This window comes from Flavobacterium sp. W20_MBD1_R3, from assembly GCF_052119725.1.
Taxonomy (GTDB): domain Bacteria; phylum Bacteroidota; class Bacteroidia; order Flavobacteriales; family Flavobacteriaceae; genus Flavobacterium.
The window spans coordinates 1-12,769 of the sequence record NZ_JBGQOR010000002.1 but is presented as its reverse complement, the minus strand read 5'-3'; the positions used below and the strand labels follow the sequence as shown (position 1 = coordinate 12,769).

11 protein-coding genes are annotated in these 12,769 nt (G+C 35.8%); 9 read left to right on the top strand and 2 right to left on the bottom strand.

All coding sequences use genetic code 11. The features are described 5' to 3' along the window. Window positions 1–174 precede the first annotated feature (174 nt). The 6 genes from ACEN2F_RS03150 to ACEN2F_RS03125 all read left to right on the top strand — a co-directional run bounded on the left by ACEN2F_RS03150 (window position 175) and on the right by ACEN2F_RS03125 (window position 6,614). Window positions 175–1,989 carry a hypothetical protein gene (locus ACEN2F_RS03150; protein WP_441735965.1) on the top strand — a complete coding sequence of 605 codons (1,815 nt, stop codon included), beginning with the start codon at window positions 175–177 and terminating at the stop codon, window positions 1,987–1,989. Window positions 1,990–2,119: 130 nt separating this feature from the next. Continuing rightward, window positions 2,120–2,461: a hypothetical protein gene (locus ACEN2F_RS03145; protein ID WP_441735963.1), complete on the top strand. Its 342-nt coding sequence runs from the start codon at window positions 2,120–2,122 to the stop codon at window positions 2,459–2,461. A gap of 136 nt (window positions 2,462–2,597) precedes the next feature. Further along, window positions 2,598–3,380, top strand: a complete 783-nt coding sequence (locus tag ACEN2F_RS03140) for an MbnP family protein (RefSeq protein ID WP_441735961.1) — start codon at window positions 2,598–2,600, stop codon at window positions 3,378–3,380. 61 nt (window positions 3,381–3,441) lie between these two features. After that, the gene (locus ACEN2F_RS03135) at window positions 3,442–4,482 is read left to right on the top strand and encodes a cytochrome-c peroxidase (protein WP_441735959.1); all 1,041 of its coding nucleotides are present in this window, start codon (window positions 3,442–3,444) and stop codon (window positions 4,480–4,482) included. Between the two features lie 160 nt (window positions 4,483–4,642). Next, window positions 4,643–5,602: a transporter gene (locus tag ACEN2F_RS03130; protein WP_441735956.1), complete on the top strand. Its 960-nt coding sequence runs from the start codon at window positions 4,643–4,645 to the stop codon at window positions 5,600–5,602. Between the two features lie 166 nt (window positions 5,603–5,768). Further along, window positions 5,769–6,614 carry a glycerophosphodiester phosphodiesterase family protein gene (locus ACEN2F_RS03125; RefSeq protein ID WP_441735954.1) on the top strand — a complete coding sequence of 282 codons (846 nt, stop codon included), beginning with the start codon at window positions 5,769–5,771 and terminating at the stop codon, window positions 6,612–6,614. A 60-nt stretch (window positions 6,615–6,674) separates the two neighbouring features. Here ACEN2F_RS03125 and lysS read toward each other — a convergent pair whose 3' ends face one another. Beyond that, window positions 6,675–8,384 carry a lysine--tRNA ligase gene (gene lysS / locus ACEN2F_RS03120; RefSeq protein ID WP_441735952.1) on the bottom strand — a complete coding sequence of 570 codons (1,710 nt, stop codon included), beginning with the start codon at window positions 8,382–8,384 and terminating at the stop codon, window positions 6,675–6,677. 236 nt (window positions 8,385–8,620) lie between these two features. Here lysS and ACEN2F_RS03115 point away from each other — a divergent pair, with 236 nt between their 5' ends. Both ACEN2F_RS03115 and lipB read left to right on the top strand, forming a co-directional pair. Beyond that, complete coding sequence (locus tag ACEN2F_RS03115) at window positions 8,621–9,376, top strand: hypothetical protein (RefSeq protein WP_441735949.1); 756 nt, start codon at window positions 8,621–8,623, stop codon at window positions 9,374–9,376. Window positions 9,377–9,458: 82 nt separating this feature from the next. After that, window positions 9,459–10,157 (top strand): lipoyl(octanoyl) transferase LipB, encoded by a 699-nt coding sequence (lipB, locus tag ACEN2F_RS03110; protein ID WP_441735946.1) that lies wholly within the window; start codon window positions 9,459–9,461, stop codon window positions 10,155–10,157. Window positions 10,158–10,288: 131 nt separating this feature from the next. Here lipB and ACEN2F_RS03105 read toward each other — a convergent pair whose 3' ends face one another. Further along, window positions 10,289–10,948 carry a ribonuclease HII gene (locus ACEN2F_RS03105; protein ID WP_441735944.1) on the bottom strand — a complete coding sequence of 220 codons (660 nt, stop codon included), beginning with the start codon at window positions 10,946–10,948 and terminating at the stop codon, window positions 10,289–10,291. An 833-nt stretch (window positions 10,949–11,781) separates the two neighbouring features. Here ACEN2F_RS03105 and ACEN2F_RS03100 point away from each other — a divergent pair. Further along, window positions 11,782–12,769, top strand: a 988-nt coding sequence (locus ACEN2F_RS03100; protein ID WP_441735942.1) for a TonB-dependent receptor plug domain-containing protein, incomplete at its 3' end; no start/stop codon positions are given.

The window sequence follows — 12,769 nt, the reverse complement described above, 5'->3', positions numbered from 1 at the left end:
ATTAACAAAAATTTATCGTTTAATTCGTACTGTTTAAAAATGCATCTATTTGATTTTTTGGTGCTCTAAAATTCTAAAAAAGGAAACTTCAGAGATACTAAAGCATGACATTTATCAGTTTTTTTACAGTTTTGTTTCTCGACTTTTGTGGTTTATTTATTAAATTATTTCAGCATGACAAAGACTAATCCACTTCATACTTTTCATATTCCCGTTATGGGACTTGCCTACACAATTGATAGTCCGATACGAGTAGCCAAATATGGAATTTCTTCTGTGATTTCAATTATGGATGATGAACTTATCGAAAAAATGAATGCTTTTTACAGCAAGAAATTCGATTTACCATATCAGGAAATTACCCAAAAAATACATGATTACCGCGCAGAACGCATTACTTCTTATCTGAATTTGGTAGACAAAATCGTGAAGGAAAAATTCGAAAACTTTAAGACGGAATTATCCGAAAGCAAATCCGCTTTAGAAAATTACATCGCCATGCTGCCCAATAAATCTGAGATTAAATCCGGTTTACAAAACTTGATAGAAGACGGTTTCGCTTTCAAAGAAAACATCAAGAATTATCTGGAGAAAAATCTTTATTCGGGCGATATTGATGTCAATATTATGACCAAATTGGATAAGGATAATTTCATCAAAGACGAACAATTACCCATTATTTTTAATGATGCACATGCGGCGCTTCGTGGTTTTGTGAATAGCACATTAGAATCTTCGGTAGTTTTATCAGCAGGGATGAATCCAAGATTATACAGCTATTTCGAAAGTTTTTCGGCTTTTTTTCCGGATGTGAATAATGTATTGAAAAAGAAAATTACCCTGAAAGTAAGCGACTTTCGTTCGGCGATGATTCAAGGGAATTTTTTAGCTAAAAAAGGACTTTGGGTTTCTGAATATCGAATCGAATCCGGACTGAATTGTGGAGGTCATGCTTTTGCGACTGAAGGCTATTTATTAGGACCGATTCTAGAAGAATTCAAACAGAAAAAGGAGCAATTGATTCAATCCGCACATGAGTTGATGGTGAAAGCATTGGGACAAAAAGAAATGCATGTTCCAGAACAGCCTTTGGATTTGAAAATCACAGTTCAGGGCGGAGTAGGAACTGCTGAAGAACACGATTTTCTATTGGATCTTTATGAAGTGGATTCTGTGGGTTGGGGTTCGCCATTTTTATTGGTTCCTGAAGCCACTTCGGTAGATAAACACACGAGAGATTTATTGGCTGGAGCCAAAGAAGATGATTTATATTTAAGTCACATTTCGCCATTGGGAATTCCTTTCAATACGTTACGAGGAACGACGAATGAAAAGTTGAAATTGAAACGAATTGAGGAAAGCAAAGCGGGAAGTTCGTGTCCAAAACGATTTTTGGCGCTAAGCAAAGAATACGATGCACAAGGAATTTGTACATCTTCCAAGAAATACCAAGACTTAAAACTGGAAGAATTACTGCTTCAAAAAGATATTTTAACTGCTGAAATTTTCGAAAAAAAGAAAAACAGTATTACGGAGAAAGCCTGTCTTTGTGTGGGTTTAGCCAATGCTTCCTATCTTGAAAACGACATTAAAATAAAAGGGCAAGCGCAAGGAGTAATCATTTGTCCGGGACCTAATATGGCGTATTTTGATCAAGAAGTTTCGCTGTCTAAAATGGTGCAGCACATTTATGGAAACGCATCAGTATTGACGGTTACTAATCGCCCAAATCTATTTGTGAAGGAGTTAAAAATGTATTTGGATTATCTGAAAAATGAAATTTCAGCGGTTACTGAAGAAATAACTTTGGGACAAACCAAAAAATGGAATTCGTTCAAAAATAATTTGCTCTCAGGAATCGGATATTATGAGGATTTATTCGCAGCAACTCCTTTTTTCGAAAGCACTAAAAATGAGATTCTGAGTCAGTTTGATTGCTATAAAACGGAATTAAACGAGATTGAAATCCCCGAATTAAAATTGACGTAAAGCATTCAAGTATTTGGTTTTGAATAGAGTGATTTTATTTATGATTATTCTATTCAAAACTATTTTTTATCAAACAATCATTTAGTAATTTTGCACGGTGAAAAAAATCATATTCATAATTGTATTAATCATGCTTGTAAAACCCGTTCTTCCGGTTTTAGAGTATGTCGTGAATTATGAATACATTTCAAAAGTTCTTTGTATCAATAAGGACAAACCTAAAATGCAATGTAACGGAAAATGTCATTTGATGAAAGAATTAGCCAAAGCTTCTGAGGCTGAAAAACCACTTTCTTCCGATAAAAAAGGAAATGCTCCTATACTTGATGTGATCATTTTTGAGGAAATCAAATCTTTCGAAATTGCAACAGTTTTTTTTGATACGAAAGAAAAAATAAACCCATACTATTCTAATTTATACATTCATTTGAATAGTGCTTCTATTTTTCACCCACCCACTTTCATTTCATAAATTTTTTAAGCATGTAGTATGCTTTATTTCTTCTGTTCTATACAACAGATGAAAATTTGTTTGCTTTTTTTGGAAATAATAACCCAAAAATAGCATGCGAAACAGTACTTATATTCAAAATAAAAAACTTTAAGAAATGAAATTTCAATTAAAAAATATACTAGCTGTAATGGCTATCTCAGTTACCTTGTTTTCTTGCTCTAATGACGATGATAATGAAATGATTACCGGAAACGGAAATTTAAAATTAGAATTTGACAACGTATACAAATCGGCTAATTTTGCTTTTAATACGAACTACACCAATTCGAATGCTGAGGTTGTAGCGGTTTCAAAAGTGAAGTACATCGTGAGTAATATTGTCTTGACAAAAGAGGATGGAACTACCTTTACGTACCCAAAAAGTCAAAGCTATTTTATTGTAGATGAAGCGACGCCTGCAACATTACTATTGAATCTTTCAAATATTCCGGCCGGAAATTACACTAAAGTAAAATACGGAATTGGAGTCGATAAAACGCAGTGGGAAGCAGGAGCAACGGGTCAAGGAGATTTCTTGGCAACAGCCCAAACCGCAGGAATGATGTGGTCATGGAGTGCAGGTTATAAGTTTGTTGCTTTCGAAGGTACTTTTACAGCTCCTACGGTAACAACGGCAAAAGAATTTAAAGTACATACCGGACAAACCGGAACCGATTATAATTATGCTGAAGTTACTTTGAGTTTTCCTGAAAATGCTTTGGTACGAACTACAATTACGCCTCAAGTACACATCATGACTGACTTGTCTCAAGTTATAGATGGAACTAATAAAATCAATCTTACGGAAGCGGCAACCGTTATGGGTGGCGCTAAACTGGCTTTGGTTACTACTAACGTTTCTTCTATGTTCAAAATAGATCACGTTCACAACGATTAATTTTTTAATCAAAAAGCGGTTGGAAATTAAATCTCCGACCGCTTTTTTAAAAAAATATAAAATGAAAGCAAAATATATCATATTGCTCATTTTTCCGTTGCTGTGGTCTTGTTCTGCTGATGAAAGCGAAGACTATCAGGACGTTCCTCTGAACTTTCAGGTTCCGGCAAATTTCCCGCCTTTGGCATACGATCTGGCGAATAATCCACCCACCGAAAAAGGATTTGAACTTGGGAAAAAACTTTTTTATGACGGTCGATTGGCCTCGGATGGGATTGTTTCCTGTGGATTTTGTCACATTCAGGAAGATGCATTTACGCATCACGGCCATACTTTGAGTCATGGAGTAGATGACGCTATTGGAACCCGAAACACGCCACCAATCCAGAATTTGGCCTATCAAACCACTTTTATGTACGATGGAGCAACCACACATTTGGATTTGCAGCCTATTATTCCGTTCACAAGTCCTATAGAAATGAATGGCGATTTTGCGAAAGCGATTGCTATGATGAAAGGCGATTCAGCCTATCAAAAGCTATTCAAAATTGCTTTTACGGATGGACAAATCAATTCCGAAAACATGCTCAAAGCCTTGGGACAATTTATGGTTATGGTAACGTCCTCGAATTCCCGTTTTGATAAGTACCGCCGCAATGAATCTGGCGGAACGCTCATACAAGACGAGAAGGACGGTTATGCCATTTTCAACCAAAAATGCTCCAGTTGTCACGCCACGGATTTGTTTACGGACAATTCTTTTAGAAACAATGGCTTGCCAATTGATCCCGCGTACAATGATATCGGTCGTTTTCGCGTGACGGAGTTGCCTCAGGATAAGTATAAATTTAAAGTGCCAAGTCTTAGAAACATAGAAAAAACAGCGCCTTACATGCATGATGGACGCTTATTTACATTAGAAGCCGTGATGGATCATTACAATTCCGGTGTAGTCAATTCAGCAACTTTAGACCCAATTTTGAATAAAAACGGGTCACTCGGAATCCCTTTGACAGCGACAGAAAAATTAAAAATTATTGCTTTTCTAAAGACATTGACGGACACGCAATACCTAACAGACAAGCGCTTTTCTGAATATTAATTTTAGAAACTATTTCCTGCTGTACTCTGCAAGTCCTCGCTACAAAAGCCGTTTTTCTATGTTCTGAAAAGAGCTTCCTCCGGTCGCTTTTTCAGGACAAGAAAAACAAGCTTTTACCGCTCCGGGCTTTACGTTTCCATCAGGGCTAAAAACAACAAACATGAAAAAATACACATTGCTTTTAGTACTTCTTTTTCAATTGGCAAGCGCCACCGAAAAAGACAGTTTAAATACCGTAAATCCATTTACAAAATACCATTCCTTCCTTGAAGAAGAGGATTTCTGCGATGCCTGCGGTTGCTCCGCCAGTGGCGGAAGCATGGGATTCGCCTCGATGTTGAATTCTAATTTCGTTGGGATTCGGTATTTCAATCAACAATACAAATCCATGGATGGCTTGTACAGCAATTCACCTTGGTACAAAGAAAATTTCAATACCGTTCAGGTTTGGGGCCGAATCCCGCTTAGCGAAAAGGTTCAGGTTTCGGCATTATTGCCCTTTCATTTTCATGAAAGAGAAACCGCAACTGGCAACAAAAGCATTAATGGGATTGGCGATATTACTGTTTTGGCAATGTATCGTTTGTATCAAACCCATAAAGACAGTACGTTTTTGGTACATACATTACAATTGGGAGGTGGGATAAAAGCGCCGACCGGAAAATTTAATGAGGCAAATTCAGGGAGTATTAATCCAAGTTTTCAGGTAGGAACGGGAAGTTGGGATTATCTTTTGGCAACCGAATATGTCGTTAAAAGAAAACAATTTGGTTTAAACTCTATGCTGAATTATGTGATAAAAACAGAAAACCAAAAGAGTTACCGTTTTGGAAATCAATTGAATTACGCCGGAACTTTTTTCTATTTATACGAAAAAAATAGTTTTTCTATTGTCCCGCAACTTGGTTTTGCCGGTGAAGTCTATGAAAGCAATTACCAGTACAATCAAAAATTACGAAATACAAAAGGTGATATTTTTTTCGGGAAAGTTGGTTTTGAGGTTGGGAAAGACAGACTTTCTTTTGGAGCTAATGCCATGTTACCCATCAATCAAAATCTTACTGGCGGTAATGTTGAAGCAAATTACAGATGGAGTGTAAATTTGAATTATAGTTTGTAGTTACTAAGTTTCTTTTAAGTTGGAGATGCCGTTTGATACCATTCCAAATCCTTACTTTTACAGTCCAATTAAAAAAAAGTATATGTTTCAAAATAAGAATTTTTGTTTTTCGTTTTGCTTCTTAATAATTAGCGCTCTCAGTTTTGCACAAGCAAAAGAATATGTTTTGCAATTTAAAACACCATCAGAATTGCATCGTTTTTTAAAATATTCGAATAAAAGTATCCCCTTGATAAGTGCGCATAGAGGAGGTCCAACGACTGGATTTCCAGAAAATTGTATAGGAACATTTGCAAATTCTATTCGATACAATCCTACAATTATAGAAACGGATATTGCGCTGAGTAAAGATTCTGTCTTGGTTATGATGCATGATAACAAGCTGGATAGAACCACTACAGGTACCGGTAAGATAGAAAACTACACTTACAAAGAACTGCAACAATTATTTCTGGAGGATAATGAAGGCAATCAAACCCTTTATAAAATAGAAACTTTAGATCAGGTTTTACAATGGGGAAAAGGCAAAGTAATTTATAACCTTGACGTTAAAAAAGGAGTTCCAATGAAAATGATTGTAGATGCAGTGCGCAGGAATAATGCGGAAGCCTACTCCGTTATTATTACATACAATGCAACTCAAGCCGCCGAAGTAGCGCAACTGGCTCCCGATTTAATGATTTCGGTTTCGGCAAGAGGAAAAGAAGATGTGGAGCGTATGGAAAATCTTGGTGTCAAAGTAGATAAAATGATTGCGTTTGTGGGTACGGCAGAGCCAAGGGCAGAAGTGTATCAGTATTTACATGGCCGAGGAATAGCTTGTATTTTAGGTACTATGGGCAATATCGATAAAAGCGCTGCCGCAAATGGAGATGCTTTATATTATAAATTAATTGAAAATGGCGCAACTATACTTTCGTCTGATCGGCCTGTTCAAGCAGGAAAACAAGTAGCAAAATTCACTAACGACAAAAAGCTAAAATCAAGACATATCAAAATTATAAGAAGATAAATGTAAAAGGAGCTTTATTTGAAGCTCCTTTTTTTATAAATGTACTATTCTCGAATAAATTTATTCTTTCAATCTACACGCTTTAGTATCGCCATTCACGATAACCTCAGTCAATCCCAAAGAAGATAAGTTTTTCATGGCTTTATCCCACTTTTTACCGCTCAATTCCGATTTGATTTTTAGTAAACCAAACTCCATTTGGTTTTCATTTCCTTGTAATAAGGAAACGATCAATTTTTCGTCATCTTCTAGTTCAATTTTGATCTGTTTTTTCTCAGGTCGCATTTGTGGAAACAATAATACTTCTTGGATAGAGGCATTATTTGTCAAATACATAATCAATCGATCCATTCCTATTCCCATTCCAGAGGTTGGGGGCATTCCGTATTCAAGCGCTCTCAAGAAATCTTCATCGATAATTCCGGTAGCTTCATCATCTCCTTTTTCAGCCAAACGCATTTGGTCTTCAAAACGGGCTCTTTGGTCAATTGGATCATTCAATTCTGAATACGCATTGGCTACTTCTTTACCGCAAATCATTAATTCAAAACGCTCTGTCAATTCCGGATTGTCACGGTGTTGTTTGCAAAGCGGAGACATTTCCTTTGGATAATCCGTGATGTAAGTAGGCTGAATGTAATTTCCTTCGCATTTCGCGCCAAAAATCTCATCAATCAGTTTTCCTTTTCCCATGGTTGCATCAACATCAATTCCCATCTCTCTTGCGGCGTCAAATAACTCAGTTTCACTTTTTCCTGAAATATCAAAACCAGTAAAATGCCTAATAGAGTCTGTCATTGTTACTCGAGCATAAGGCGCTTTAAAATTGATAGTGTGTTCCCCAAAAGTAACTTCGGAACTACCATTTACGGCAATAGCGCAGTGCTCCAAAAGGTCTTCGGCAAATTTCATCATCCAGTTGTAGTCTTTGTAGGCCACATATATTTCCATAGCGGTAAATTCTGGGTTGTGTGTGCGATCCATTCCTTCATTTCGGAAATTTTTCGAAAACTCATATACCCCTTCAAAACCACCAACAATTAATCTTTTTAAGTACAATTCGTTTGCAATACGCATGTACAGCGGAATGTCAAGCGAGTTGTGGTGCGTAACAAAAGGACGTGCTGCAGCACCACCTGGAATCGGTTGTAAAACAGGTGTTTCTACCTCAAGATATCCCTTGTCGTTAAAAAACGAACGCATCGCATTGAACAATTTGGTTCTTTTGATAAAGGTTTGTTTCACATGATCGTTTACTGTTAAATCTACATAACGGCGACGGTATCTTTGTTCCGGATCAGCAAATGCGTCGTACGTTTTTCCATCAGCATCCGTTTTTACAACAGGAAGTGGTTTCAAGGCTTTTGCCAAAACCGTCAATCCGTAAACATGAACCGAAATTTCTCCCACTTGCGTTTTGAAAACCGTTCCGCGAACCCCAATAAAGTCGCCAATATCCAACAGTTTTTTGAAAACTACATTGTACATGGTTTTCTCCTCATCCGTCGAAATATCATCTCTCGAAACATAGATTTGAATCCGTCCTTCAGCATCTTTCAATTCCGCAAATGACGCTTTCCCCATGATACGCTTTCCCATCAAACGGCCCGCTAAAACTACTTCTTTTCCGTCATACTTGTCGAAATCAGCAAGGATTTCGCTGGAATAAGCGGTTGTGATAAATTCGGCTGCAGGATAAGGCTCAATGCCTAAAGTACGTAATTCAGTAAGAGCTTCTCTGCGTAATATTTCTTGTTCGGATAATGCCATTTTATGCTGTTTTTAAGAGCGCAAAGATACTATATAAGTTTTAAAATTTAAAGTTTAAAATGTACCGTTTTTTGGAGCAGAAAATTTTGTTTTTTCAAGACGATTCGTCCCGCTATTCGCTCTATCTTTTTTCCTTGTTCAAAAAAACAAGAAAAAAAGGATGCTGCTACTATCGGGGCTAGGTCACAACTTTTATCTTACTTAAGAACGTGAAAAATAGTACAAAACCTGTATATTTGAAATTAAATCATTACGTAAATAGCCCAATGAAAAAATACATCACCTTATTTCTAATCCTATTCTTAACCAGTTGTCAAGTCACAGAAACAATTCATTTAGAGGAAAATGGCAGCGGAGAAATTGAAGTCAGCAAACTACGGGAAGAGTACAGTTATATGCAATTGCTGGGAGAGGACTATTCTACAGAAGAAATATTTCAAGATACAACCTATGTTTTCAAAGATTTGATCGCTAAATATTCAGAAACATTTTCGCGACTACCAGCATTTGAAAAAGCTATTTTTCAAAAATTCAACACGGTAATAGTACACCTCAAGAAAAGCTCCTTCGAGAAAGAATTTAGCACAGCAATCACTCAAAATTTCAGCACAATAGAAGAAGTTGCGGATTTATACAAGACCGAAGAATATGCGGATGATATAGAAAATAATTATGCATTGGTTGCCGAAGAACATTATTATAGTGTGTTCTTTACTTTTGATGGAAATACATTTAAAAGAATTGTCAAAATTACTGACGCAGTAGAATTAAAAAAGCAACAAGAAGAAATTGAAAGATTAAAAATACGCTTCTCTAAATTTAAAGCCGTTCAAAATTTTATTTTGAAATATCATTTCCCTCGAAAAATAAAATCAGTATCGAATCCAGATGTAAAAATCAGCGATGACAAAAAATCATTAGAATTACAATTTCTGATAGCGGATTGTTTGGTAGATCCGGAGAGCACTAATCTGGAAGTTATTTTAGAGTAATTCAGTGGAAGCTTTTGTTCTCGGTAACTTCTCTTAAAAACATTGTACCTTTGTAGCTCTTAACCGTTGCATCTTTCAAGAAATGAACAAAACAATCCAACTTCAAGATTTAGGAACTAAAGATTACAAAGAAACTTGGGAATACCAAGAAGAATTGTTCAAAGGAATCGTTGATTTAAAAATTAGAAATCGCAGAGAAGAACTCGAATTGGAAACTCCAAATTACTTTCTTTTTGTAGAGCATCCACATGTTTATACTCTGGGTAAAAGTGGTGATTTGAGTAATTTATTGCTGTCTGAAAAGCAGCTCGAAGCCAAAGGAGCGACCTTCTACAAAATCAATCGTGGTGGCGATATCACGTATCACGGACCGGGACAAATTGTAGGCTATCCCATTATAGATTTAGAAAATTTCTTTACGGATATTCATAAATATTTGCGTTTTTTGGAGGAAGTTATTATTCTGACCCTTCAAGAATATGGAGTCGTTTGTGGTAGAAGCGAAGGTGAGACTGGTGTTTGGTTAGGCGCAGGAACACCATTTGCCAGAAAAATTTGTGCGATGGGCGTTCGCGCTTCCCGTTGGGTAACCATGCACGGATTTGCTTTAAACGTAAATGCTGATTTGGGTTATTTTGACAATATTATTCCGTGTGGGATTAGAGGGAAAGCCGTAACTTCTTTGAATGTAGAACTTGGCTTAGAAAAAGTTGATGAAGAAGAAGTCAAAGAGAAAATCCTGAAACATTTTGCACAATTATTTGAAGCGAAGTTTAATTGAGTATTTTTAGAATAAAGATTTTTCATTTCAGATGTCTCATAGACTTATAAATTTTAATAGTGCTATAACATCAAAGAAATTTTTTTTAAAGATCTTAAATCAGTTTTTGATGCCAAACGATTTACTTTAAATCAAAAATCAAATGAATATTGTTCAGGCAACAATCGAAACGTCATTCGGTGGTATTTTGTGACCCCATAAATTCGAATCGCCTCTCGGTGTTCTTTGGTGGGATATCCTTTGTTTTGTTTCCAATTGTACATTGGGAATTCTTCGTGAATCCGATTCATATACTCATCTCGATACGTTTTTGCCAGTACCGAAGCGGCAGCAATACTCATGTACTTTGAATCTCCTTTTACAATACTAGTATTTGGAATCGAATTTAGGATTTCAATTTCAGCATCAGTGAAAATTTTCCCGTTTTTATTTTTAATTCCACCTTTTGGAATAAAAGGACTGTTTCCATCAATAATTATGGATTCAGGTCTTGGATTTAGTTTTATAATACATTCCTGCATTGCTTTTATGGAGGCATTCAGAATGTTGATTTGATCAATAATCAACGGTTCCAGATGCGTTACGGCAAATGAAATGCATTCCCGCTCTATAACAGGTCTTAGTTTTTCTCTCACTTTTTCAGACAATTGTTTACTGTCATTCAATAACTCATTTTGAAAATTTACGGGTAATATCACAGCGGCCGCGGTGACAGGACCTGCCAGACAACCTCGACCTGCTTCATCTGTTCCAGCTTCTAAATATTGTGTTAAAAAGAAAGGACTTAACATTAAATTGATTTTGACAAAAGTAAGTAAAACAGATCCATTCTAAAGCATACTATTCCCACTAACAAAGTACTGAGAAAAAATTAAACGTTTCTGTAGCTTTAATTTTAGCTGTGTGTTATATCAAAAATTATTCTAGGATTGTTTCAAACTAAAATGGAGTAAGTGGCAGAAGGCAGTCTTTGCAAAGGCCAACAGTTTCAAAATGAAAATTCTATGTTACTATTTGGTGTGTCTGAGAAAGCTATTGCTGGAGTGTTTTCTAGTATGGTTTTTTCTTTAGAAGCATTTTACGATAGGAAATTAGCGTTCAGACTGTTCTGTTGTAAATGCTATTCTGAATGACAATTTAAAATTTTTGTAGACAATGCATCTCAGGAATGAATTCGCACTTAATCCAAAGAGTAAGACAAAACTGTGGGACAATTAGGGATTTGTTTCATTACAAGCTTTTTTGATGTACAATCTACAGATTTTTTATAATAGTGAAATAAAGTAATGCTACTAAATACTTTGTCTACTATCTAATGCTGCGAAGTTTTGTAATAAGCATTAAATCCTTCTTGAGTGCTGGAGTTATTGATTTTTGCATTTGCGATGTTTCTAAATATGTTGTTAAAATAAAATGAATTAACATTAAATTAATTTTAATAAAAACGTATTTTTTAGTAGCATTATCAACATATAATAGGTATTAATTATCCAAATTTTTGAGAAAATCTGTTTGTTTGAGTAGAAAATTTAACAAATGTTAGTTTCTTTATTTGTGAAATAAATTTGTTTCTTTAAGAAATTATTAAGATTTTTGTAAAATAACTAATTCAAAACAAATTAATATGAGATCAAAATTCAAATGGATTTTTTCATTGCTATTGGCATTGTCCATGCAATTTGCGTTTGCGCAAGAGAAAACGATTACGGGTATAGTTTCTGACCCATTTGGTCCTGTTCCTGGTGCAAATGTTTTAATTATGGGTACAAAGACAGGAGTGCAAACTAATTTCGATGGTAAGTACTCCATAAAGGCAGCTGTTGGACAAACTTTGGTTTTTTCATTTATTGGAATGAAAGAGGCTACTATGAAGGTTACAGGTGCATCAGTAATTAACATGAGGTTAGTACAGGCTGATAACGCTTTAGAAGAAGTTGTAGTAACATCATTTGGAATAAAAAGAGATAAAAAATCTCTGGGTTATTCTACACCAAAAATCCAAGCAAAAGAACTTACTGCCGCAAAAGCTACAAACGTAACCAACCAACTTGTAGGTAAGGTTGCTGGTGTACGCGTAACTGGGTCAGGAGGAGCTTTTACGGGATCTAGTGTAATAATAAGGGGACTTACTACTTTTACTGGTAGTAATCAACCATTGTATGTTGTGGATGGGGTGCCTATCGATAATAGTGGTGGAGGTGCTGCATTACAAAGAGGTGCATCGCCGTCAAATCGCGCTATCGATATTAATCCTGAAGACATTGAAAGCGTGGTTGTTTTAAAAGATGCTGCTTCAACAGTTCTTTATGGATCTAGAGGTGCATCTGGTGTTATTGTAATTACTACTAAAAAAGGTAGAAAAGGAGAGAAATCATCGATTACTTTTGACTCAAGTTTCAATATAGGAAATGTAAATCGTTTACCAGATTATCAAAATGAATATGCGCAAGGTTTAAACGGTACGTTAACATCTGCTCAAATTGGTTCTGCTTTAGTGCCTAATAGATCAAATTCCACAGGACTTATGGTATCGACTTCATGGGGCCCTAAGATTATGGGTCAAGCAATTACAAACTCATATGGTCAACCTGAAGTATTGCAAGCTTACAAGA